At 74.1% G+C, this 23,656-nt stretch carries 20 protein-coding genes and 1 pseudogene; 7 read left to right on the top strand and 14 right to left on the bottom strand.

From position 1 onward, the window contains the following. Positions 1-133: 133 nt before the first annotated feature. Both ACK586_RS05480 and ACK586_RS05475 read right to left on the bottom strand, forming a co-directional pair. Positions 134-1,675 carry a flotillin family protein gene (locus tag ACK586_RS05480; protein WP_409329439.1) on the bottom strand — a complete coding sequence of 514 codons (1,542 nt, stop codon included), beginning with the start codon at positions 1,673-1,675 and terminating at the stop codon, positions 134-136. Further along, positions 1,672-2,226, bottom strand: coding sequence for an NfeD family protein (locus tag ACK586_RS05475; protein WP_409329438.1), 555 nt, complete (start codon positions 2,224-2,226; stop codon positions 1,672-1,674). Before ACK586_RS05475 ends, ACK586_RS05480 begins: the two co-directional genes overlap by 4 nt. A gap of 130 nt (positions 2,227-2,356) precedes the next feature. Here ACK586_RS05475 and ACK586_RS05470 point away from each other — a divergent pair, with 130 nt between their 5' ends. From ACK586_RS05470 to ACK586_RS05460, 3 genes are all read left to right on the top strand, one after another. Continuing rightward, on the top strand, positions 2,357-3,709 hold the full coding sequence (locus ACK586_RS05470; RefSeq protein ID WP_409329437.1) for a DNA polymerase IV: 1,353 nt from the start codon (positions 2,357-2,359) through the stop codon (positions 3,707-3,709). An 80-nt stretch (positions 3,710-3,789) separates the two neighbouring features. Next, positions 3,790-4,257 (top strand): pyridoxamine 5'-phosphate oxidase family protein, encoded by a 468-nt coding sequence (locus ACK586_RS05465; protein ID WP_409329436.1) that lies wholly within the window; start codon positions 3,790-3,792, stop codon positions 4,255-4,257. A gap of 37 nt (positions 4,258-4,294) precedes the next feature. Further along, entirely contained in the window at positions 4,295-4,885 is a 591-nt protein-coding gene (locus ACK586_RS05460) for a class I SAM-dependent methyltransferase (protein WP_409329435.1), read from the top strand. Positions 4,886-4,891: 6 nt separating this feature from the next. On the opposite strand, the gene ACK586_RS05455 is transcribed toward ACK586_RS05460, so the two are convergent. Together ACK586_RS05455 and ACK586_RS05450 are read right to left on the bottom strand one after the other, a co-directional pair. Further along, positions 4,892-5,176, bottom strand: a complete 285-nt coding sequence (locus ACK586_RS05455; protein WP_409329434.1) for a hypothetical protein — start codon at positions 5,174-5,176, stop codon at positions 4,892-4,894. A gap of 58 nt (positions 5,177-5,234) precedes the next feature. Continuing rightward, positions 5,235-6,416 carry a PucR family transcriptional regulator gene (locus ACK586_RS05450; protein WP_409329433.1) on the bottom strand — a complete coding sequence of 394 codons (1,182 nt, stop codon included), beginning with the start codon at positions 6,414-6,416 and terminating at the stop codon, positions 5,235-5,237. A gap of 108 nt (positions 6,417-6,524) precedes the next feature. Between ACK586_RS05450 and ACK586_RS05445 the strand changes: the two genes are divergently transcribed. The 3 genes from ACK586_RS05445 (at position 6,525) to ACK586_RS05435 (ending at position 9,796) form a co-directional block, all read left to right on the top strand. Next, entirely contained in the window at positions 6,525-7,634 is a 1,110-nt protein-coding gene (locus ACK586_RS05445) for a ferredoxin reductase (protein ID WP_409329432.1), read from the top strand. Positions 7,635-7,700: 66 nt separating this feature from the next. After that, a complete protein-coding gene (locus ACK586_RS05440; RefSeq protein ID WP_409329431.1) occupies positions 7,701-8,897 on the top strand; it encodes a fatty acid desaturase family protein in 1,197 nt (398 codons plus the stop codon). Between the two features lie 98 nt (positions 8,898-8,995). Continuing rightward, entirely contained in the window at positions 8,996-9,796 is an 801-nt protein-coding gene (locus ACK586_RS05435) for a DM13 domain-containing protein (protein ID WP_409329430.1), read from the top strand. 39 nt (positions 9,797-9,835) lie between these two features. On the opposite strand, the gene ACK586_RS05430 is transcribed toward ACK586_RS05435, so the two are convergent. After that, entirely contained in the window at positions 9,836-10,714 is an 879-nt protein-coding gene (locus ACK586_RS05430) for a diacylglycerol kinase catalytic domain-containing protein (protein WP_409329429.1), read from the bottom strand. Further along, positions 10,711-11,709, bottom strand: a complete 999-nt coding sequence (locus ACK586_RS05425; protein WP_409329428.1) for an SPFH domain-containing protein — start codon at positions 11,707-11,709, stop codon at positions 10,711-10,713. The genes ACK586_RS05430 and ACK586_RS05425 overlap by 4 nt, the downstream gene beginning before the upstream one ends. A gap of 92 nt (positions 11,710-11,801) precedes the next feature. Here ACK586_RS05425 and ACK586_RS05420 point away from each other — a divergent pair, with 92 nt between their 5' ends. Next, positions 11,802-12,503 carry an NUDIX hydrolase gene (locus ACK586_RS05420; protein ID WP_409329427.1) on the top strand — a complete coding sequence of 234 codons (702 nt, stop codon included), beginning with the start codon at positions 11,802-11,804 and terminating at the stop codon, positions 12,501-12,503. An 84-nt stretch (positions 12,504-12,587) separates the two neighbouring features. Here the strand turns inward: ACK586_RS05420 and ACK586_RS05415 are convergent, their stop codons facing one another. The 8 genes and pseudogenes from ACK586_RS05415 to ACK586_RS05380 all read right to left on the bottom strand — a co-directional run bounded on the left by ACK586_RS05415 (position 12,588) and on the right by ACK586_RS05380 (position 23,048). Beyond that, positions 12,588-13,589: an NADPH:quinone reductase gene (locus ACK586_RS05415; protein WP_409329426.1), complete on the bottom strand. Its 1,002-nt coding sequence runs from the start codon at positions 13,587-13,589 to the stop codon at positions 12,588-12,590. Between the two features lie 90 nt (positions 13,590-13,679). Continuing rightward, positions 13,680-14,363, bottom strand: a complete 684-nt coding sequence (locus tag ACK586_RS05410; RefSeq protein WP_409329425.1) for a TetR/AcrR family transcriptional regulator — start codon at positions 14,361-14,363, stop codon at positions 13,680-13,682. A gap of 39 nt (positions 14,364-14,402) precedes the next feature. After that, positions 14,403-15,137 carry an iron-sulfur cluster assembly protein gene (locus ACK586_RS05405; RefSeq protein ID WP_409329424.1) on the bottom strand — a complete coding sequence of 245 codons (735 nt, stop codon included), beginning with the start codon at positions 15,135-15,137 and terminating at the stop codon, positions 14,403-14,405. Next, on the bottom strand, positions 15,134-16,225 hold the full coding sequence (locus tag ACK586_RS05400; RefSeq protein ID WP_409329423.1) for an amidohydrolase family protein: 1,092 nt from the start codon (positions 16,223-16,225) through the stop codon (positions 15,134-15,136). The genes ACK586_RS05405 and ACK586_RS05400 overlap by 4 nt, the downstream gene beginning before the upstream one ends. Before the next feature lie 107 nt (positions 16,226-16,332). After that, positions 16,333-17,592 (bottom strand): AMP-binding protein, encoded by a 1,260-nt coding sequence (locus ACK586_RS05395; RefSeq protein WP_409329422.1) that lies wholly within the window; start codon positions 17,590-17,592, stop codon positions 16,333-16,335. After that, positions 17,490-17,888, bottom strand: a pseudogene (locus tag ACK586_RS05390) (AMP-binding protein); the annotation flags it as partial. The pseudogene ACK586_RS05390 and the gene ACK586_RS05395, both read right to left, overlap by 103 nt. A gap of 50 nt (positions 17,889-17,938) precedes the next feature. Continuing rightward, entirely contained in the window at positions 17,939-18,853 is a 915-nt protein-coding gene (locus tag ACK586_RS05385; protein WP_409329421.1) for an alpha/beta hydrolase, read from the bottom strand. Between the two features lie 412 nt (positions 18,854-19,265). Next, complete coding sequence (locus ACK586_RS05380) at positions 19,266-23,048, bottom strand: replicative DNA helicase (RefSeq protein ID WP_409329420.1); 3,783 nt, start codon at positions 23,046-23,048, stop codon at positions 19,266-19,268. Positions 23,049-23,656 lie beyond the last annotated feature (608 nt).

The raw sequence follows: 23,656 nt of genomic DNA, 5'->3' as shown, positions 1-23,656 counted from the left end.
CCTGCCCCCCCGACGCCCCCCCGCCGGGCCCGGGCCCCCCCCCCCCCCCCCCCCCCCCGGGCCCCCGGCGGCGGCACCGGGGTGGTCGCCCGCCGTCACCGGTGACCGCCGAAGTGGCCATTCCGGCGAGGGGTCAGCGGGGCGCGGAACCGTTCTCGTCCGGGGCACCGCCGTCGACCGGGATCCGGGTGACGCCGGCACCGTCGGCGACGTCCTGGGCCTTGGAGAGGCGGCGCAGCAGCGCGTTGACGTCCAGGCCGGTCAGGTCGCCGGACAGCTGCAGGCCCTGCGCCACGTTCGACGCCACGGACCGGCTGAGGGCGTTCGCGCCGTCGGCGGAGATGACCGTCATCTTGTCGACGCTGGACAGCGGCGCGGCCGCGGCCCCGACCACCTCGGGCAGCACCTTGACCAGCATCTCCAGGATGGCCGCCTCGCCGTACTTCTCGAACGCCTCGGCGCGCACGTCGAGCGCCTCGGCCTCGGCCTGCCCGCGGGCCAGGATCGCCGCGGCCTCCGCGGCGCCCTCCCGCTCGACGGCGTCGGCGATCGCCTGGCGGCGCAGCTTCTCGGCCTCACCGCGCTTGGCGCCTTCGATCGCCTCGGCCTCGGCCAGCGCCGACCTCCGGGCCCGCTCGCCCTCGCCGGAGAGCTTCGCCTGCTCGGCGGAGGCCTGGGCGGCGGCGATCGTGGCCTGCCGCTCGGCCTCGGCGGCGAGGATCGCGGCGTTCTTGCGCGCCTCGGCCTCCTGCTCGACCCGGTAGCGCTCGGCGTCGGCCGGGCGGCGGACCTGCGTGTCCAGCTGCCGCTCGGTCAGGGCCGCGGTGCGGACGGCGACCTTCTCCTGCTCGCTGAGGATCGCCTGGTCCTGCGCGGCCTGCGCGAGCGGCCCGGCGGCGGCCGCCTTGGCCTTGGCGGCGTCGGTCTCGGCGCTGATCTCCGCCTGCCGCAGCGCGAGCTGCCGCTGGGCCACCGCGATCGCCTCGTCGGCGAGCAGCTGCTCCTGCTGGGCGGCCTGGCGGGCGCGGGCCTCGGCGATGCTGGCCTCCTTGAGCACCCGCGCGGCCTCGGGCCGCCCCAGGTCGGCCAGGTAGGTGCCCTCGGCCTGGATGTCCTGCAGCTGGAAGGTGTCGAGGACCAGGCCCTGGCCGGTGAGGGAGGACTCGGCCTCCTCGGCGACGGCGGAGGCGAAGGCCGCCCGGTCGCGGATGATCTCCTCGATCGTCAGCCGGCCCACGATGGAGCGCAGGGCACCGGCCAGCACCTCCGAGGTGAAGGTGTCGATGCCGCCCTGCTGGTTGAGGAAGCGCTGGGCCGCCGCCCGGATGGCGCCCTCGCTGCCGCCGACCTTGACGATCGCCACGCCCTCGAGGTCGCACTTCACGCCCTGCTTGGACACCGCCCCCCGGATCCCGACCGGGATGCGCCGGCTGGACAGGTCCATCGTGTGCAGCTTCTGCACGACGGGCAGCACGAAGACGCTGGCGCCCATGACCACCTTCTGTCCGGAGGCGTCCCGGGAGACGACGCCGGAGGAGTCGGTGATCTCCCGCCCGTGGCGACCGGTGACGATGAAGGCCTGGTTGGGCCCGGCGACCTTGATCCGGCTGAGCACGAACAGCACCAGCGCGAGGACCAGGACGGCGAGGCCGCCGATCGCGATCAGCAGGGTCATGGGTTCTCTCCGACTTCTGGGAGGGGGTCCGGGGCGGTCGAGACGACGTGGACGGCGGTCTCGCTCAGGGCCTCGACCACGTAGACGGGGGTGCCGGGCGGCAGCGCGTCGTCGCTGCGGGCGGCGTACTTGAGGCTCTGGCCGGCCAGCGCGAGCCGGACCTCGCCGTAGCCGGCGGCCGGGATGGCGGAGACGACGACGCCCTGCGCGCCGGCCAGGTGGTGGCGGGTCAGCGTCGGCGTCGTCGGCATGTCGCGGAACGCGCGGGAGAGCCGGATCGCCACCCACGCCAGCGGCACGGCCAGCGCGAGGCCGACGAGCAGGCCGATGAGCACGGCCGCCGTCCCCGCCACGTCCTCGGGCAGAAGGGCGATCGTCGCCGCGCCGCCGAAGCCGACCCCGCCCAGCAGCGCGGCCACCGCCTCGAGGGAGAAGGGCCCGCCGTCGGCGTCCAGTGCCAGGGATCCGATCTCGCCGACGACGAGGGAGACGAGCAGCAGCGCGACGCCGATCCCGCCGACGACGAGGAACACGGTCGCGGCGGCGCTCACGGTCCTCCTGGGTTCGTGCGGGTCGGTACCCGCAGACTCCCAGCCCGGCGGGCCGACGATCAACCGGTCGGGGAACGGTTTCGTACCGGTTCACCCGGGCGTGTCCCCCGGACGCGCGAGGATGGGGGACGTGCGTCGAGAGGCCAGCGTGCTCCACCTGGACCTCGACGCGTTCTTCGCCGCCGTCGAGCAGCGCGACAAGCCCTCGCTGCGCGGCCGGCCGGTGGTCGTCGGCGGGGTCGGCGGCCGCGGCGTCGTCGCCACCGCCTCCTACGAGGCGCGGGCCTACGGGGCGCGCTCGGCGATGTCGACCGCGGAGGCGCGCCGCCGGTGCCCGGCGGGGACGGCGTTCCTCGGCGGCCGCTTCGGCGCGTACCGGGCGACCTCCGACGTCGTCATGGGCCTGCTGCGGGAGCTGTCGCCGCTGGTCGAGCCGGTGTCGATCGACGAGGCCTACGTGGACCTGGCCGCCGATCCGGCCAACGACCTGACCGTCGACGGCGTCACGGCGCTGGCGCGCGGGCTCAAGGAGCGGATCGCCGCGGCCACCGGCGGGGTCACCGGCTCGGTCGGCATCGGCAGCTCGAAGCTCATGGCCAAGCTCGGCTCGGAGCTGGACAAGCCCGACGGCCTCGTCGTCGTCGCGCCGGGCACCGAGATCGAGGTGCTGCACCCCCTGCCGGTCACCACGCTGGGCGGCGTCGGCCCGGCCACCGCCGAGCGGCTGCACGCCGTCGGGGTGCGCACGGTCGGGGACCTGGCCGCGCGCTCCCTGCCGGACCTGGTCGCGCTGGTGGGCCGGGCGCACGGCGCCGGGCTGTACGCGCTGGCCCGCGCGGAGGACGACCGCGCCGTCGTCCCCGACCGGGAGACCAAGTCCGTGTCGGCCGAGGAGACCTTCGAGCGCGACCTCACCGACCGCGCGGTCCTGGGACGGGAGATCGACGCGATGGCCGCCCGCGTCGGCGGCCGGCTGCGCGCGGCCGCCTACTCGGGCCGGACCGTGACGCTCAAGCTGCGCCGCTACGACTTCACGACGCTGACCCGCTCGCAGACGCTCCCGCAGCCGACCGACGACCCCCGGCAGATCGCGGGCATCGCCCGGCGGCTGCTCGACGAGGCCGGCACCGCCGGTGGCCTGCGGCTGCTCGGGGTCGGCGTCTCCGGGTTGTCGCTGTACGCGCAGGGCGACCTCTTCGCCGAGGAGCCCGCCGACGTGGCCACGTCGGCGGGAGGAGGGGAGGACGACGTCGCTCCGGAGCCGGAGCCCGAGCCGGAGCTGCCCGCCGAGCGGCGCTGGTGGCCGGGCCAGGACGTGCGGCACGACGAGCTCGGCGCCGGCTGGGTGTGGGGGCGGGGCATCGGCCGGGTGACCGTGCGGTTCGAGGGGCCGCGGACCCCGCCGGGACCGGTGCGGACCTTCGTCGCCGACGACCCCGCCCTGCACCCGGCCGACCCGCCGGACTGGCGCGTTCCCCGCTGATGAAGGACCCCTCTGCCCCCGGCACTCGCAGGCTCGCACCGGGTCCCTGCAGAGGGGCCTGACGGAGCACACTGCCCGGCATGGCGCGCTGGGCGGACGTCGCGGCCGAGGTCCCGGACCTGGCGGCGCTCGTGCGCGCCGCCTTCGCCTCGTCCCCGCACGCCACGATGGCGACGCTGCGGGCCGACGGCGCGCCGCGGATCAGCGGCACGGAGGTGGAGTTCGCCGCCGACGGCGAGCTGCGGCTGGGCTCCATGGCCGGTGCCGTGAAGGCCCGCGACCTGCTGCGCGACCCGCGGGTGGCGGTGCACAGCCCGACCGTGGACCCCGGAGAGGGGGGCACCCGCTGGCCGGGCGAGGCGAAGGTGGCCGGGCGGGCGGTCCACGAGGGCGCTGCCGGGGACGCCGGGGACGCTGCCGAGGGCGCGCACCTCTTCCGGCTGGACCTGACCGAGGTGGTGTGGACCGGCCACACCGCCGACCGGACGGCGCTGCGGATCCTGGCCTGGCACCCCGGCCGCGGCCTCGAGGAGCACGTGCGCACCTGACCGGCGAGGTGCCGCCGCGGCCGGAGAGGATGGGGGGATGACCGAGCCGAGCGCATGGGTGCGGATGACCGAGGCAGACCCGGGGCACTCGCCGGCCTACGTCGAGCGGTTCCGCCGGCTGGCCGCGCAGGGCACCGACATCGTCGGCGAGGCGCGGCTGGTCGACGCGATGCTGCCGCGCGGCTCCCGGGTGCTGGACGCCGGCTGCGGGCCGGGCCGCGTCGGCGGCCACCTGGGCCGCGCCGGGCACGACGTCGTCGGGGTGGACGTCGACCCGGTGCTGATCGCCGCCGCCGAGGAGGACCACCCCGGACCGCGCTGGCTGGTGGGCGACCTGGCCGAGCTGGACCTGCCCGACCGGTTCGACGCGATCGTGTGCGCCGGCAACGTCGTCACGTTCCTCGCCCCGAGCACGCGGGTGGAGGTGCTGCGCCGGTTCCGCGCCCACCTGGCGCCCGCGGGGCGAGCGGTGGTCGGCTTCGGCGCCGGCCGCGACTACGCCTTCGACGACTTCCTCGCCGATGCCGCGAGCGCGGGCCTGGCACCGTCGGTGCTGCTGTCGACCTGGCACCTGCACCCGTTCACGCCGGCATCGGACTTCCTCGTCGCGGTGCTGGGCGCCGCCTGACCGGCGTCAGACCGGCTCGACGATCCAGCCGAGGACGGCGAGGTCGGCGTCCAGCCGGACGACCACCCGCTCGCCCAGCGGCGTGGCCAGCCGTGCGGTGAAGCGGCCGCCGTCGTCCACCTCGACGGTGCGGACGACCGCGCCCGGGTGCTCCGCCAGCGCCGCGCGGGCCACGCGGACGGCGAGCTCGCCGGTCAGGTCGGGCGGACCCGCGGGCCCGGGACGGCGGACCCACGGGTGGGCGCCCGTCCGCTCGCGGACGACGGGGCGGTGCGCGGTGGTCCGGGTCATGGCTCGACGCTGCTCCGCGCAGCTGTGAACCCCCTGGACGGCGGGTGGGAGGTGCCCGTCAGCTCGCCGGGACGGCGAGGGCGAGCGTCAGCTCCAGCACCGTGCGCGGGTCGTCGAGCCGGTCGCCGAAGAGCTCGCGCAGCTGCCCCATCCGGTACCGGACCGTCTGCGGGTGCACGAACAGCTCCGCGGCCACCGCGTCGCGCCGGCCGTGGTGCAGCAACCAGGAGCGCAGCGTCTCGGTGAGCTTCTCGCGAGCGGCGGCGCCGACCCGGTCCAGCGGGGCGAGCACCCGTGACCGGAGATCGCCGAGCGCGGTGGCGTCGGCGCGCAGCACCAGCTCGGCCAGCCGCTCCTCGGTGTCCAGCGGCGCGTCGCCCTCGGCGCGCAGCCCCAGCTGCAGGGCCCGCTGCGCCCGGGCGTGGGAGGCCTGCGCCCGCGCCCACGGCCGGGGCGGCCCGACCACCGCCTCCCGCCCGTCGAGGGCGGCCAGCAGTGCGGACCGCCCGCGCCCCTCGGCGTCCGGCACGAGCAGCACGACCCGCTCGAGGCCGGCCCCGGCGTCGGGGAGCTCGTCGCTGCTGACCAGCGTCCGCACGTCCAGGGCCGACAGCGCGGCGCGCACCTGCGTCTCCGGCAGCAGGACGGCGGTCAGCGTGCGCGGCGGCAGCCACTCGGCCCGCTCGGCGGCGGCGGTCAGGTCGTGCAGCGGCCGCCCGGCGAGCAGCACCGCGGCCAGCCGCTCCAGGTGCCGGCGGCGGGCGCGGCCGGTGGAGGCCAGCTCGTCGGCGTGGCCGGCCACCGACGAGGCCGACAGCTGGTCGATGTAGGCGAAGACCAGCTCGGCGAAGCGGGCCAGGTGCGCCGGCGACATGCCGGCCGCGACGGCCGCGCTGCTCATGTGCCGCCAGGAGACGCGCGCGCCCACCCGGTAGGCCGCCAGCAGCGCGTCCATCGACCGGCCGCTGCGCGCCTCGCCGCGGCCGAGGGCGTAGGCGCCGTCGAGTGCCGGGCCCACGGGCCGGCTGGGGTCGGCGCCACCGGTGGCCAGGCTGAGGAACCCGCCCAGGGCGAGCTGGACGGCGCGGTCGATGGTCCTGCCCATGTCCCCGCCGAACGCGTCGGCGTAGCTGGGGACCTCGATGACGATGGCCGCGATCGTCGACTCCGCGACGGCGGGCAGCTGCTCGGTCAGCGCCGCGGCCACCCCGGGCGGGAAGGGCGACTCGTCCCCGGCCACCGCGCCTCCTGCCATCCCGGCTGGTTTGTCCCTGGCGAACAAGAGTACGTCGCCGATTCACGTCGAGAGCACAGGTAGTTAGCACCGCCACTGGGAAACCCTCGAGACATGACCGTGACCCAGCCGAGCGCTTCCCCGGCCCGGCCCCGGCTGACGGCGCTGCGGGACCGCGTGCTCCGGCTCGCCGAGTTCGCCACCACCCCGCTCCTGCCGTCGGACTACCTCGACCTGGTCGACCCGCTGCGCTCCGGCGCGGCGCTGCGCGGCCGCATCGAGGCGGTCCACCGCGAGACCCGGGACGCCGCCACCCTCGTCATCCGGCCCGGCCGCGACTGGCGACCGCACGTGCCCGGCCAGTACGTGCGCCTCGGCGTCGACGTCGACGGCGTCCGCCGGTGGCGCGCCTACTCGATCACCTCGGTGCTCGGCCGGGCCGACGGCTGCTTCACCGTGACCGTCAAGGCCATCCCGGGCGGGGTGGTCAGCAACCACCTGGTGCACCGCACGTCGCCCGGCGCGATCGTCCAGCTCGACCAGGCCACCGGCGACTTCACGCTGCCCGCGCCGCGTCCGCGCAGGGCGCTGTTCGTCACCGCCGGGTCGGGCATCACGCCGGTGATGGGGATCCTGCGCAACCGGGCCACGGACGACGACGTCGACGTCGTCGTCGTCCACTCCGCCCCCACCGCCGACGACGTCATCTTCGGCGCGGAGCTGCGCGAGCTGGCCGCCGCCGGGCGGATCCGGCTGGTGGAGCAGCACACCGACACCGCGGGCATGCTCTCGGCCGCCGAGGTGGCCGGGCTCGTGCCCGACCTGGCCGAGCGCCCGACCTGGGCCTGCGGTCCGGTCGGGATGCTCGACGCGCTGGAGGAGCACTGGGCCGGCGCCGGGCTGGCCGACCGCCTGTACACCGAGCGGTTCCGGCCGGCCGTCGTCGCCACCGACGGCGAGGGCGGCACGGTCGCGTTCACCGGGAGCGGGACCACCGTCGAGGCCGGCGGCGCGACCCCGATCCTCGACGCCGCCGAGGAGGCCGGTGTCCTCATGCCCAGCGGCTGCCGCATGGGCATCTGCTTCGGCTGCGTCCTCCCGCTGCGCGAGGGCGCCGTCCGCGACCTGCGCACCGGCGAGGTGACCACCGCTGCCCCCGGCGACGGCGTCCTCGTCCAGACCTGCGTCAGCGCCCCCGCCGGCGCCTGCGCCATCGACCACTGAGCCGCGTCCTGCTCATCGACCACTGACCGCACCCCGACCAGCGAGACAGAGGAGCGGAACCCCCGCATGACCGTCATCCAGAAGAAGCCCGACAACCCGATCGCGCACCTGACCGCCGAGGACATCGAGCTGCTGGGCAAGCAGCTGGACGCGATCCGGCAGGGCGTGCTCGACAGCCGCGGCGAGTCCGACGCCCGCTACATCCGCACCGTCATCGACGTGCACCGCAAGCTGGAGCTGGGCAGCCGCGCCGTCCTGCTGGCCTCGGGCTTCCCGCCCGCGTGGGTCCTCGGCACGATCGGCCTGTCGATCGCCAAGATCCTCGAGAACATGGAGATCGGGCACAACATCCTGCACGGCCAGTGGGACTGGATGCGCGACCCGAAGATCCACTCCACGACGTGGGAGTGGGACATGGCCAGCCCCGCCGAGCAGTGGAAGCACTCGCACAACCAGCTGCACCACACGTACACGAACGTGATCGGCAAGGACAACGACCTCGGCTACGGCATCATGCGCGTGGACGAGGACCAGAAGTGGGTGCCGGCCTACCTCCTGCAGACGGTGTGGAGCTTCGTCAACGCCTGCTTCTTCGAGTACGGCATCGCCGCCTACGACCTCGAGCTGGGCGCCGTCATCGCCAAGAAGCAGACCGGCGACCCGGACTTCCGCCGGCGCGGCAAGGCCGTGCTGCGCAAGATCGGCCGCCAGGTGCGCAAGGACTACGTCGTCCACCCGCTGCTGTCGGGCCCGAACTTCGTGCCGACCCTGGCGGCCAACTTCGTGGCCAACGTCGTGCGCAACCTGTGGTCGAACTCGGTGATCCTGTGCGGGCACTTCCCCGAGGGCGTCGAGACCTTCGAGAAGCGCTCGATCGACGGCGAGACCAAGGGCGAGTGGTACGTGCGCCAGATGCTCGGCTCGGCCAACATCTCCGGGTCGAAGGCGATGCACCTCATGACCGGGAACCTGTCGCACCAGATCGAGCACCACCTGTTCCCCGACCTGCCGAGCAACCGGTACGCCGAGATCGCGCCGAAGGTGAAGGCCCTGTTCGAGGAGTACGGGCTGAACTACCACTCGGCACCGCTGCCCCAGCAGGTCTACTCGGCCTGGCACAAGATCTTCCGGTTGTCCCTGCCGAACGGGTGGCTGGACAACACCACCGTGACGAACCTGCCCTCGCAGCTGGTCAAGCTGTGGAAGATGTCGACCGGGCCCAAGGCCCGCCGTCGCCGCCTGCTGCAGGCCGAGGCCGCCTGACCCACGTCCCTCGGGGCTGCGGCGCGGCCGGGAGCCCGTCCGCGGGCAGCGCGCCGCCGGATCGCCCACGCGGCGGCCCGTGACGGCACACTGCGCGGGTGCTGAGGGGGTCGCCGCTGCTGCGGAAGCTGGCCGTCGTCCTGGGTGTGGCCGCGGTCGCCGCGCTGGCGCTGTGGTTGCTGCCCATCTCGCCGGCCGCCCTGGTGCCGCGGACGGTGACGTCGTGGCTCATCGTGGCGGCCATCGTCGTCGCGATCCTGCTGTGGAGCCGGCTGCTGGTGCCGCGGGTGACGCGGCGGCCCTGGGTGCGGGGCGTGCTGCGGGCGGTGCCCGTGCTGGCCCTGGTCGCGGTCGTCCTCGTGCCGGCCACCGTGGACCGCGAGGTGAACGAGTCCCTGCTGGAGGGGATCCCCGTCCCGACCGAGACCGCCGGCGGCGCCCCCGGCGAGGGTGCCGCCGGAGGTCAGGTCGGCGGCGGGACGGCTCCGGGGGCGCCGCCCGCCGGGGAGCCTGCTCCGGGGGCGCCGCCCGCCGGGGAGCCGGCCCCGTCGAGCACGCCACCGCCGGCGCCGGCCGAGCCGGAGCGGATCAGCTCGGGGGAGATCGAGGGCGTCGGGCACACCGCCACCGGTGAGGCGGTGGTCTACCGCAGCGGGGACACCTACTTCGTCCGCCTCGAGGACATCGACATCCAGGGGGCGGTCGACGTGTTCGTCTGGCTGGTCCCGGGGGCCGGCCAGGAGGAGCCCGACGACGGCGTCAACCTGGGCGGCCTCAAGGGCACGAGCGGGAGCGCCAACTACGTCGTCCCCGCCGACGTCGACGTCGGTCAGTACCGCACGGTGCTGCTGTGGTGCCGGGCCTTCAGCACGCCGATCGCCGTCGCCGTCCAGGCCTGACGCGCGGCCGCCGGGCCCGACGCGCGGCCGGCCGCGCGGTCAGACCAGCTGCAGGCTGCGCCGGGAGCGGCGCACCGTGACCCGCTGACCCCAGCCCAGGGTGAGGCGGTCGGCCTCCAGGCCGTCACCGAAGACGACCAGCCCGTCGGACTCCGCGTCGAGCTGCAGGGTGTCGCCGTCGGCCAGCAGGCCCTGCGTCCGGGTGGTGCCGGTCGCCGGCGAGGGCCAGGCCTCGCGGACGAACCAGGCGAGCTGCGGATCGGTCGGGGCCGGCAGCTGCGGTGGGCCGGAGCGCTCCCGGGACACCGAGCGGCACCAGCCCGTGGCCCCCGTGCCGGTCGACACGAGGACGCCGGAGGACGCCTGCCGCTCTGGTTGCGCCCCGGGTGCGGTGAGCCGGTAGCGGGCCGTCTGGTGGGTCGGCTGGCCGACGTAGACCTCGTTGAGGGCCCGCAGCAGCTGCCCGTCGTCGGTCTCGGCCTCCACCATCGTCAGCGGCGTGGGCCGCGGCCGGTCCCGCAGGATCCCGGCGACGTCGCCCGGCCGGTGCCGCACCAGCACGCCGGGGTTGCGGCCGGGCTCGGGGTCGACCCCGACCACGGGCTGGCCGTCGAGGTACTTGGCGACGTTGGCGACCAGCCCGTCCTGCCCGACGACGAGGACGACGTCCTCGGGGGCGAAGAGGAAGCGGGGGAGGTCGGCGCGCTCGACGGCGCCGCGCCGCCAGTCCACCGGGACGCCGGCCGTCGCGGCGGCCAGTGCCCGGGTCTGCGCGGCGTCCCGCTCGGTCACCTCGGCGATGTCGCGGCCCCGCGTGCGGAGGAAGAAGGCCGCCTGCGCCGCCGTGCCGTGCCGGGCGACGAGCTCCCGCAGCTCGGTGGTGCGGGAGACGACGACCACCCGGGGAGCCGGCGTCACCGGGCACCGCCCAGCCTGGCCAGCACCGGGGCCAGCAGGTCGGGGGTGAGCACCAGGCTGTCGACCTGGGGCAGGCTCTTCGCCAGCTCGCGGGCGGCGACGGCCAGCAGCACGTCGGCCGGGACGTCGGCGTGCGCGGCGAGGTAGGCCGCCGTCGCCTCGCCGCGGGCGGCGCCGGCCAGGCGCTCACCGTCGGCGCGGACCTGCGCCGCGCGCTGGTCACGGCGGGCCTGCGCCTCGCTGGCGACCTCGGCGGCGGCCGCGGCCTGCTCGGCCTCGCGCCGGGCGTTGACGCCGCGCTGGCCGACGAGCTCCTCCTCGCGGCGGGCCAGCTCGATCTGGTTGGCCAGCTCGTTCTCGCTGATGGCCCGCTCGCGCTCGACCGCGAGCGCGCGCCGCTCGTAGGTGGCGCGGTCGGCCTCCTGCTGCACGCGCTCCCGGGTCGGCGTCTGCAGCGCGCGCTCGACGTCGGCCTCCGGGCGGACGGCCACCACGCGCACCCCGATGACGGCGATGCCGGTCTCGGCCAGGCGCGGGTCGGCGGCCAGGCCGCGCTCGACGGCGTCGCGCACGGGTGCCACGCCGCGGGTGAGCGCGGCCGCCAGGTCGATGGTGGCCAGCAGGTCGAGGGCGTGCTGCTGCGCCGACTCGGTGAGCAGGCCGGCCACCTGCTCGAGCGGGGTGCCCCGCCAGCGGCCGCTCGCCGGGTCGATGGAGAAGTCCACTCGCGCCGCGGCCAGCGCCGGGTCGACGACGCGGAAGGTGAGCGTCATCTGCACGGTGACGTCCTGGAAGTCCGCGGTCCGGGCGTGGAAGAGCAGGGGCAGCTCGCGGTCGTCGACGGGGATCTCCGACAGGACCGACGACAGCGGGCGGAACCAGAAGCTCGCGCCCGTGGCGGCCCGGACCACCCGGCCGTTGCGGACGCGGAGCACGTGCGCGGTCGCCGAGCTGCGCAGGTGGCGGACGAGGGGATAGCGGGTGATGTCGGCCATGAGAAGTCCCTTCTCGGTGTTGTCGTCGTCCTGACGATAAGCAGGTTCTCGCATTGTCGTCAATCTGACGATTACTCCGCTAGGCTGGAGTCGTGGACGGTGGTTACGACCCGCAGGCGTTCCCCGCCGTGGCGGTGACGGTGGACCTGGTGGTGCTGACCGTGCGGGCCGACCGGCTGGAGGTCCTGGTCGTGCGCCGCGGGGAGGAGCCGTTCGCCGGCCGGGAGGCGCTGCCGGGCGGCTTCGTGCGGCCGGACGAGGACCTCCTGGCTGCGGCCGCGCGCGAGCTGGCCGAGGAGACCGGGCTGACCCCGGGGGCGGCCCATCTGGAGCAGCTGGCGTCGTACGGGGCGCCGGACCGGGATCCGCGGATGCGGGTGGTCACCGTGGCGCACCTGGCGCTCGTCGCCGCCCCGCCGGACCCGCGGGCCGGCAGCGATGCGGCCGCGGCCCGCTGGGCGCCGGTCGAGGAGGTCTCCCCCGGGCTGGCGTTCGACCACGACACCGTGCTGGCCGACGGGGTGGCGCGGGCCCGGGGCAAGCTGGAGTACACGTCGCTGGCCGCGTCGTTCTGCGGGCCGTCGTTCACGGTCGCCGAGCTGCGGCGGGTCTACGAGGCGGTGTGGGGCCGGCCGCTGGACCCGCGGAACTTCCACCGCAAGGTCACCAGCTCAGCCGGCTTCCTGGAGCCGACAGGGGAGACGACGACCCGGGACGGCGGCCGGCCGGCCCAGCTCTACCGGCGTGGCCCGGCCACCGCCCTGCACCCGCCCCTGCTCCGCGCGGACACCTGACGCCACCGCTCCACGTGGAACACCGACGCGGCGCAACGGCCCCACGGTGGCACGCCGGGGTGCTGCCCGGCGCACTGGTCCCGATCACCCGTGTCCCGGTGCCACCGGCTCCCCGGGACGGACGACGGCCTTGCCGACCGCACCGCCCTCGACGGCGAGGTGGGCGTCGACGATCCGGTCCAGCGGGAACGGTGTGATCGGCAGCGGGGAGAGCGCACCTGCCCCGGTGGCCGCGGAGGTCCACGAGACGGCGCGGTCCAGGTCCCGGCGCGAGAGCCCGTAGAGCAGGACGAACCGGAGGGAGACGTTGGCCGACAGGAGGCGGTAGGTCGGCAGCTGCGGGTCCTCGTCCTCCTGCGCATAGACGACGACGAGGCCACCACCCGCCAGCACGGCGAGGTCGATCTCCAGGTTGGACCCCAGGGCCACCTCGACGACACGGTGGACCTCGCCGACGGCCTCGCGCGTGCGGGCCACCACGTCGTCCCGCCGGTAGTCGAGGACTAGGTCTGCCCCGGCGGCCCGCGCGAGCTCGGCCTTGGCAGGGCTGCTCACCGTGGTGACGACCCGGGCGCCCGCCTGCTTGGCGAGTTCGATCGCGAAGTGGCCGACCGCCCCGGCGCCGCCGGCGACGAGCACGGTCCGCCCCTCGACCGCGGCCGGGTCGCCGCCGAGGCAGTGCGCCGCCGTCAGCGCCGGGACCCCGAGGCAGGCGCCGAGCTCGTCGGAGGCACCGTCCGGCAGGGGGACCACCCGTTCGGCGGGCAGCACGGCGAACTCGGCCGCGGTCCCGTACCGGTTGCCGAACGCGGCGAGGAAGACCCACACCCGCTGGCCCACGGCCAGCCCGGTCACCCCTGGACCGACGGCGTCGACCCGACCGGCGCCATCGTGGTGAGGGACCTGGAAGGTCTCGGGGCCGGGTCGCCCGTTGAACCCGGCTCGCCCCTTCCAGTCGGTCGGGTTGACGCCCGAGAGCGTGACGGCCACCCGGACCTCACCGGGGCCGGGCTCGGGCACCGGCAGGTCCTCGACGTGCAGGACCTCGCGGGCGGGACCGGTGGCGCGGTAGACCGCAGCCTTCATGGGGACTCCTGACGAGTCGGTGGGGACGGCCGGGGCCGGCCGGGGAGGGAGACGGCGGCGCTGCTGGGAGGCAGCGCTGCGCCCGGCCGGTCAGCGAGGAGGGGTCTCGCCGAACGCCGCCGGGTCGGGGTCGTCGTCCAGGTAGATGGCTCGCATCCAGACCGTCGTCGCGCTGTCGACCAGCTCGTCGACGCTCATGTTGCCGGGAGCGCCGGTCAGCATCAGGAAGAGCATGCGCTCGCCGTGCCAGATGAGGTTGAGGGCCAGGTGCTCGGCGTCGGGACCCGGGGGCGCCAGGCCGCGCCGGCGTTCGCGGTCGATCGCCGCCACCATGTGCCCGACGGGCATGGCGATGACGTCGTGCCAGAGGGTGCGAGTCTCGGCCACCGAGTTCCACAGGTCGGCCCCCTCCCGCATGACCGCACCGTGTGCCAGCCAGAACTCCACGACGGCGCGCACGGTGGCCAGCATCGACTCCCGTGGCCGCACACCCGCGCCGCGCTGGAACCACGAATCCTGGGTCGCGTAGAACTCGGTGAGCCGGTGGCGCACCCGCGCCAGCAGCGCGGCGTACGCCTCGTGCTTGGACTTGTAGTAGAAGTAGAACCGCGTGCGCGTGATGCCTGCGCGCTCGGCCACCTGCTCCACGCCGAGGTCGCGGAGCGGTGTGTCGACCAGGAGCTCCTCGAGGGCGTCGAGGATGAGCTCCCTCCGCGGCGGTCGGCCGGCGCGCGACCCGCGCGTGCTGGGCGTGGCCGCCGGCTTGCCTGACATCGTCGCGACTCTAGCGACCCGGCCCGCGCAGGGCCGACCTCAGCCCGGCAGGCGGAACTGCACCCGCTCGATCCGGGAGCACAGCCGGCCGAACACCTCCCGCCGGATCCGGTTGTGCTCGGGGTCCTCGTCGTAGCGGCGGTACGCGGCCTCGTCCTCGATGTCGGCCGTGACGACGAAGTCGGCGTTGCCGTCGCGGAGCCCGAGGTCCAGCCCGGCCAGGACCACTCCCACGCCCTCGACGCGCAGCTCGCGCAGGGCCTGGAGCCCCCGCTCCACCTCGCCGGGATCGACGTCGTCGAGCAGTCGGCCCACCACGACGTTGCGGATCACGGCGACCCACCCCCCCTCGCCCGCCCGGGCCCCGGCCGCCTCCCACTGGCGGGGGCGGACCGGCACGCTGAGCAGCGAGGTCCGACGTCGCTCCGCCAGCCGCTGCCGGCCGCCGTCGCTCATGAGCTCCGGTGACCAGATCGTGTGGGTGTCCAGCTCGACGTGGACGCTGTCGACCCCCTCGACGGCGCCGACCCGTTCCTCGATCGCCTGGGCGATGGAGCCCATGAGGACGCACGAGGGCGCCGTCGGGCTGACGGTGACGGTGACCACGCCGCCGTCCACCCGCCAGTCCCGCACCAGGCCGAGGTCGCCGATGCTCATCGGCGCCTGAGCGGCGATGCTGCACGGGTCGTCGACGGAGGCGAGCGCCGCGGCGATCGCCGCCTCGCGGTCCTCGGGGGCGGCACCCGGACGGGCGCTGCCAGGTGCCCGGGTCATCGCCGCAGCCCCACCTGGTCCGCGGCGAACTCGCGCTTCCAGGCGGCGTAGGGCGCCGGCCGGTCGGCGGAGGCGCGCGCGACCGCGAACTCGTCGCCCTCGATGCGGGCCCTCGCCGCGTCGATGTCCAGGCCGACCAGCCGCGCGTAGTTGCCGCCGAGGATCTTCGCCTTGTCCTCGCGGGTGAGCGGCTCGACGCCCATCCCGTTGCAGGTGCGCTCGGAGAACTGGAAGTCGACGAACGCCTCGAGGAACGGCTGGGTGTGGGCGAACATCGTCCCGTCAGAGAAGATGATCTTGTCGGGCCCGCCCCAGAGCATGAACTCGGCCATGACCTCCTCGAACATCTGCGGGGCCTTGAGCAGCAGGAGGCTGGTGACCTCGAGGTTGGCGTACACGTTGGCGAAGCGGGCGAGGGCGAGCGAGGTCTCCCGGGTGAACGCGAGACCGGCGTGGATGATCTCGAAGTTCATCTCCGGGAACCGACCGGCGGCGCCGTCGACGTCGTCCACCCGGTAGGGGTTCATCGGCACCGGGCCCAGCGGTGCGGCCTTGTGGATGGCGACGGTCTTGAGCCCGTGCTCGATGGCGCGCTCGATGATCGGGAACGCCAGGTCGGGGTCGTCCATGCGCCAGGACCGGTCCGGCTCCACCTGCGCCGGGTACATCTTCAGGCCCACCGCCTGCGGGAGATCGGCCATCTGCTCGTCCAGATCGCGCAGGCAGGTCTCGAGCCCCGCGGTCGGGTCCACCCCCACGTAGGCGAGGAACCGGTCGGGATAGCGCGTCGCGGCCTCGACGGTCTTCTCCCGCGCCGCCAGCCCGTCGTGGAAGTAGGAGTCGAGGCGGAGGGTGTGCGTCGATGCGATGTCGACGTCGGCCTCGACGAACAGAGCCTGCGCGAGAGCGTCCACGGTCCAGTCGGACGTGAACTCCTCGTGGGTCATCTGCGCGTGCGGCGGGGACCAGGTCTGGTGCAGGCCCCAGAGCATGTCGCAGAGCAGCTGCCCGGGCTTGTTCCTGATGTTGGCCGGTTCCAGGTTGTAGGCGTGCGCCACCGGGTTGATCACGAAGTAGTCGTCGATCACGGGGTCTCCTCGGGGATGGGTACGGCAACCGACTGCCCGGCCGACGTGCGCAGGGCAGGGGAACAGGGCGCTCCTCGGGCGGTCCCGGGGAGCGGTGGGGGCGGCGGTCAGATGCGGCGCGAGGCCGTCGCCCAGTACTCGTCGCGCAGGGAGCGCTTGAGCACCTTGCCGACGCCGGAGCGCGGCAGGTCACGGAAGATGACGGTCTTGGGGGCCTTCACGGGGCCCAGATGGGCCCGGCACGCGGCGACGAGGGCATCGGCGTCGACGACGGCACCGGGTCTCGGCTCGACCACGGCGGTCACGGACTCGCCCCAGCGCGGGTCGGGCAGGCCGATGACGGCGCAGTCCCCGACTCCGGGCAGCGTGTGCAGGAACGCCTCCACCTCGGAGGGGAACACGTTGAAGCCGCCGGAGATGATCAGGTCGCGCTTGCGGTCGACGATGTAGACGAACCCGTCGTCGTCGCGCATGCCGATGTCACCGGTGCCGTACCAACCTCCGGGGCGGGCCGTCTGGGCGCTCGCCTCCGGGTCCTCCCAGTAGCCGGCCGTGACGAGGCCGGACCGGACGACGATCTCCCCGTGCTCGCCAGGACCGAGCAGGGCGCCGTCCTCGCCCATGATCGCGACCCGGGCGACCACGGACGACCGTCCGCAAGAGGCCAGCCGGTGGCGCAGGGCGGGGTCGGCGGCCGCTGCGGCGACCTCGGCGGCGCCGTGGACGGTGCACATCATGGGTGCCTCCGCCTGGCCGAAGCTCTGGGCCATGACCGGACCGAAGACCTCGACGGCCTGGGCGAGACGGTCCGGCGCCAGGGGGGCGCCCGCGATGAGGACGTGCCGCAACGAGGAGAGGTCCCGCTCCCGGACGCGCGGCTCGCCGAGCAGCTTGTAGAGCGCCGTGGGCGGGAGGAAGAGACTGCTCGCGCGGTTGCGCTCGATCGAGCCGAGGACGGCCTCGGGATCCACGCCGTCGTGGACGACCACCGTGCCGCCCTGCCCGAGCACGGCGAGGCACATCATCCCGGCGGCGTGCGTCATCGGCGTGGCGCAGATGTAGCGGGGCGGAGCCGGCTCCTCAAGGTGCACGGCGAACGCCAGGCACATGAGGTGCAACTGCCGGTGCGTGACGGGGACGGCCTTCGGCAAGCCGGTGGTGCCGCCCGTCGGCAGCAACGCGGCGACCCGGTCCGGCTCGAACGGGAGGTCGGGGCCGGGCTCTCCCTCTCTCCGTCCAGCCAGTCGTCCCAGTCGTCGTCCGGATCGGCCGCGCCCAGCCGGACGGTGGACTCGAGGGTGGGGACCTGCTCCTCGAGCTGCGCCGCCCGGTCCCCGAGGTCCGGGTGGTGCACCAGCCGCCGGCATCCGACGAGGGAGAGGAAGGCCGCCTGGTCCGGGGCGCCGGATGCCGTGTTCACGGCGGTCCAGACGCCGCCCGCCCGGATGATGCCCAGCATGCCGGCCAGCGCGGCGGGATCGTTGCTGCTCAGGACGCCGACCCGGTCACCGGGCCGGAGACCGTCCCGCAGGAGCGCCCGGGCGATGCGGTGGCTCAGTTCCTGCAGTCCCCGATGGGTCAGCGAGACGGTGCCGTCGGGGCGGATGAGGCTCGGCTCGTCCCCCACGGCCTCCGCTGCCCGGTCCAGGTACTCGGTGAGCATCATCGCTGCACCACGCGTCCCTTCCGCTCTCGATGGCTCGTCGGGCCGCGTCAGGCGGCGAAGGTCCGCAGGAACGCCGCGGCGGTGTCGACGACGGCCGCGCCGGCCGGGATCCTGCGCGGCACGAGCGGGGCGTGGTGGATGGTCCCGGGGATGCACGTGTACTCGGCCCGCGCGCCGGCGGCCCGGATCCGCCCGGCGAAGGCCTCCCCCTCGTCGCGCAGCGGGTCGAACTCGGCGGTGACGACGGCCGTGGGCGGCAGGCCGCCCAGGTCACGGGCGCGGAACGGGTGGACCAGGGGGTCGTCGTCCGCCGCGCCCGGCGCGTACTGGTCGAACATCCACCGCAGTTGCTCGTCGGAGAGCCCGTAGTCCTGCGCGAGCTCGCGACGGGAGGTCGTGCCGGAGTCGCGGTCGAGGACGGGGACGAGCAGGACGAGCCCGGCGAGCGCGGGACCGCCGGCGTCCCGGAGCCGGAGGGCCGTGGCAGCGGCGAGATTCCCGCCGCTGGACTCCCCGGCCACCATGACCCTGCCGGGGGCTCCCACCCCGCCGGTGGCTCCGCCGCGGACGAGCGCCTCGACGACCGACCCGATCTCGTCCAGTTGACGGGGGTAGGTCGCCTCCGGCGCCAGCGAGAAGTCGACGGCGACGACGGCGCAGCCCGAGCGGTTCGCCAGGCGGCGGCACAGCGTGTCGTGCGTGTGGAGCCCGCAACGGACGAACGAGCCCCCGTGCAGGTAGACGACCGTGGCGGGAACGGCGGGCTCCGGGACGTATCGCCGCGCGGGCACACCGGCGATCTGCTGCTCCTCGACCGCCCACACGTCCTCGCGCTCGAAGCCGACGGGGATCAGGGCGTCGATGGCGGCACGCAGGTCGGCGACCGACGTCTCCGCGAGCGGCGTGGAGGGCCCACGCGACGCGGCGTCGAGGAACTCCTGCGCGTGCTGGTCGAGTGCCATGTGAGAAGCGTTACACGACGTCGTGTATTGCACTAGGGTCATGACCGATCGCAGCCTCGCCTCCTGGCAGAGGCGGGGTCGGCCTCGTGGTTCATCGGCCGGTTCGGCAACGCGCCGACCAGCTCGACCAGCTCAGCAGCGATCGGCACGTCGGGGCCGAAGCCACCGGAGGTGACATGACCTCGGCGCGCCGCTCGACGTCCTCGTACGAGGGGGTGACCCCGCGAAGGACCGCCGAGCGGCTACCCGCCTGGTGCTGCTGCTGCTGGTGGTGGTGGTGGTGGCCGGCCGGCGGTCACCCCCGTCGGAATCCGCGCGGTGGCCGCTGCCCGCCTCGCCGAGGCGTCCGAGCGTCGCCTCGGGGGCGGAGCAAAGATTCCCGGGTCACCTCACCGCGGCCTCGACGGGGCGATCAGTTGGCCATGTCGACGAATCGGCTGTAATGGCCCTGGAAAGCGACCGTGACATTGGCCGTCGGACCATTCCGGTGCTTGACCAGCATGATGTCGGCCTCGCCCGCTCGAGGCGATTCCTTCTCGTACATGTCCTCGCGGTGGATCATCATCACCATGTCGGCATCCTGTTCGATGCTGTTCGAGACAGCGAATCCGTCGGCGATGAAGTTGTGGGTCCCCAGCACTGTCACGTCGTAGACCTCTTCTTCCGGCCCGAGTTCGATGTGCACGATCTCATCCCAATAGAGGTCGTTGAGCGCCTGTATATCGAGCTCTGCGTCTCCGAGGATCGCCGCGATCCGACCAAGCCGTTCGCGGCTCAGAGCATGCTTCGACCAGCGAGAGGGGTGCGGGTCAGCGCCCAACGCTGCAGCCAGGACCCGGTGACTCATCCCTCGCTCCTCCATCACGGAACGAACCCTGTTCCACACCGCGGCTGGCACGGTGTCCGACTTCGCGCCTACTGACGTCTCTCTGACGACGGCAAGCAGTCGCTCCACGGACTCGGCGCGCGCCCCGTGGACGCCGATCTCGCCGAGGAATCGGCGCTGGTCGTCGCAGCCGGAGATGTCGAGCGTCCAGCCGTCGCGGTAGCCACTCTTTCGCGTCCGGCGGATCCGGCAGGAGATACCGAAGCGGAGCAGCAGCCGCGAGAGGTCGTCGACCAGCCGGCGGCTCGTCGAGGCGTAGTAGACGCGTCCGCCGCGCCCGGTCTTGTTCACCGTGACGGATCCATCGGTGGCCCAGAGATGACGCAGGAACATCGCGATCTGCTTCTTCGGCAGCGAGAACACCGGCTGTGGCACGAACTTCTCGTGGCTGCGCAGGCCGAAGAGCCCGAGTTCGTCGAGCCACGCCGCGATCGGGTTCCGCTTGCCGCGCGCGAGCCGGAAGGGCGCCGGTAACCGCAGGGTGGTGCACCGCGCCGCCTCGTACTCGTCGCGGACGGCGACGACGCCGAAGTGCAGCGCCGCCGTCGTGACGGCGCGCAGGTTGGCCTCGTCGATCGACGCGTACCGCAGCGGCTGGCGCTTGACGAAGCTGCCATCCCCGATCATGTGGGCCAGCAGGACGACCTTGTCGTCCTCCCAGACCGTCATGCGGTCCGGCGCCGGCACGTGCCGCGGCACCGCGATGCGGTCACCGGCGGCTAGCTCCCCGAGTGGCCGGAACCCGTCGTAGGTGAGAAAGGGGTGGTTGGCCGTCGCCCGCACCGTCTTCCCGGATGCCGTCGTCAGGGTCAGCACCGGCTTACGCCCCGTCGAGAAGGCATGCGTGAGATGGCGCCGCACGTATCGCAGGCTGTCGTCGAGCCCCCAGACCGGTACATCTGTGGCACCGCTCTCGAACAGTTCACCAATGGTGACTTCCGCCCCCGTGTCTGCACGCAGGATCCTGGTGTCAGCCGGCAGGCAACCGGATTCGCGAAGATCGGAGAGCATCGGCTTCTTGTCCTGCCGCTGCTCAGAGCCACGGTTCAGCTGCGACATCGCGATCACCGGGCACTCGATTTCCTTGGCCAGGAGCTTGAGTGCCCGGGAGAACTCCGAGACCTCCTGCTGGCGGCTCTCGACGCGCTTGCCCGACGTCATGAGCTGCAGGTAGTCGATGACCACGAGTTTCAGGTCGTTGCGCTGCTTGAGCCGCCGAGCCTTGGCCCGGATCTCCATCATCGTCATGTTCGGCGAGTCGTCGATGTAGAGCGGGGCGTCGGCCACCTCGCCCATCCGGCGGGCCAGCTTCGACCAGTCCTCGTCGGACAGCGTGCCGGCGCGCATGTGGTGCAGCGGCACCTTGGCCTCGGCCGACAGCAGGCGCATGGTGATCTCGTGCTTGCTCATCTCGAGCGAGAAGATGACCGTGGACATGTGGTGCTTGATCGCCGCTGACCGCGCGATGTCCAGACCCAGCGTCGAGTTGTGCGTCGGGATGAAGCTGCGCCCGGCCAGGAAGAGCGAGTCGGCGGCGTCGACCTGGATGCAGCGCACCGGCACGCCGGCGATCGGCCGCACCTCGGTGATGAACCGGGCGCCCCGCGCGGTGCGGGTGCGTGCCCCGCGCTCCTTGTGCAGCAGCTTCATGCGCTCCAGGCGGAAGACCTCGTCGTCGGTGCTGAACGTCAGGGTGTAGCAGGTCGAGGAGCTGTCGCTGCGGCCCGTCACGCGCTGGGTGCTCATCCGCACCCGGTGGCCGAGGCTCGCGATCAGCTCGCGGGCGTCCTCGGCCAGCCGGCGGCTGGTGACGGCGAACTGGACGACCCCGCTGGGGGCCACGGTGCCGTCCGTGTCGAGCAGCCCGGCGAGCAGAGCCCGCCGCTGGGTCGCCGAGGCCCGCAGGTAGGCGGCCGGGATGTGCTTGTCGCCGAGCACGCCGAGGCCGCGGAGCAGCGCCTCCACGGTGCCGTGGTCGCCACGGCAGGTCTGCACCTGCGACGTCCGCGGCGCGAACAGCTCCCCGCACATCGGGCACGTGCGGGCGGCGACCTCGGCCTGCGGCAGCCGGAGCGAGTACCGCCGGTCGACGCCGGTCGGCTGGACCACGAGCCCCTCGGCCTCGATGTGAACCGCGATCTCGGGGTCCACGCTGGTGAACTGCGCCTCGACCGAGGTGCCGTCACCGAGCCAGACGCCCAGCGTGTACGGCGGCAGCGGCAGGTCGGCCTCGGGCAGGTCGAGCGGGGCGGCGTTGGTGACGGAGTGGTTGAGGCGTGCGTCCGCGGTCGCGCACCGGACGGTGCGGGCGATCTCCTCGGTGGTCCGCACCCCGGCGGAGGTCTGCTGGCTGCGGTAGCGGTTGCAGCCGGTGCGCGCCTGCTGTGCGGAGCGGCGGCCGACCCGGGTCTCGGTCAGCCACTGGTGCTGGGCATCGGCGACGATCACCGAGCCGTCGGAGAAGTGCACCTCGTAGCAGGGCCGGTCGGTCAGCACGTCCGTCGCGGCGACCACGGTGGTCGGCCGGCCGTCGGACCCGAGCACGCGGTCGCCGACTGCGATCCCGCCCATGGTCGTCCACCCGGTCGGAGTCGCGATCGGGGTGTCGAGCGCGAGGGCCTTGCCCACACCGGGACGGGCCGCGATGACGACCATCTGGCCGGCCTGCAGGCCGTTGGTGAGCTCGTCGAGGTCGCGGATGCCGGTCGGGACGCCGCGGCTGACCCCGCCGCGGCTGGCGATGGCGTCGAGCTCGTCCATCGTCGGCTGGAGGATGTCCTCGAGCCGCGAGTAGTCCTCGCTCATCCGCTTCTCGGTGACGTCGTAGATCTCCTGCTGGGCGCGGTCGACGATGTCGTCGACGTCGCCCCGGCCGCCGGCCGCGCCGTAGCCCAGCTGCACCACCCGGGTGCCGGCCTCCACCAGCCGCCGCAGCACGGCCTGCTCGGCGACGATCGCGGCGTAGTAGCCGGCGTTGGCCGCGGTCGGAGTCGAGGCGATCAGCGTGTGCAGGTAGACCGCGCCGCCCATCTTCGACAGCTGGTCGGTGCGGTTGAGCTCCGCGGCGACGGTGATCGCGTCCGCCGGCTCACCGCGGCCGTAGAGGTCGAGGATGCAGTCGAAGACGATCGCGTGCGCCGGCCGGTAGAAGTCGGCGCTGTGCAGCTGCTCGACGACGTCGGCGATCGCGTCCTTGCTCAGCAGCATCCCGCCGAGCACCGACTGCTCCGCCTGGACGTCCTGCGGCGGCTGGCGGTCGTACTCCGGCGCCGTCGCCTGGGGCCGGCTGAAGTCGTCGGCCACCGCCACGTCAGTTCCTCCATCCACTCTCCGGCGCACCCCGCCACAGACCCCGGCCGCCGGCCGGGGCCCGGTGGGGGAGCACCAGGACGTTCGTCACCCGTCTCGAACGTGCGTTCGAGGAGTTCCTACCGCGAGCCACCGACAGGTCCCGGTCGGGCGGGTAGGCAGGGAGGACGTTAGGAACGGCGGACCGGTCCGTCCAACACCGCTGTGGGCGCCGTTCTGCACAACTTGTGGACAAGTCGGTGGACACAGGCGTGTCGACATGTGGAGACAGCGGGGGACGGGAACGAGGTCGACCGCGTATCCCGCACCTGACCAGCACCGGGACGACGCACCGGGTGTGGACGGGAGAAATCCGGGAGAACTCGCCGTGTCGCCGCCCGGCGTGTCGCCCGCCCGACCCAGGTGTCCCAGCCGTCACTCGCCGGGTCGTCGTCCACACGCGGCCGGGGCGCCGCCACGGCGCTGCCGGCGACCGTTCGGGCCACCGGACGGTCCCTGGGCGCACGGCGCACGGCGCACGGCGCCCGCGGGACGGGCCGAGGGCCGCCCCACGGGCGCCCCGGCGTCCGGACGACGTCCTGAGCGGCCCGGGAACGCCACGAGGGGCG

The organism is Trujillonella humicola (assembly GCF_046233715.1).
In the GTDB taxonomy this organism is placed as follows: domain Bacteria; phylum Actinomycetota; class Actinomycetes; order Mycobacteriales; family Geodermatophilaceae; genus Trujillonella; species Trujillonella humicola.
The sequence above is the reverse complement of the archived record's forward strand: the minus strand, read 5'-3'. Positions and strand labels throughout refer to the sequence as shown.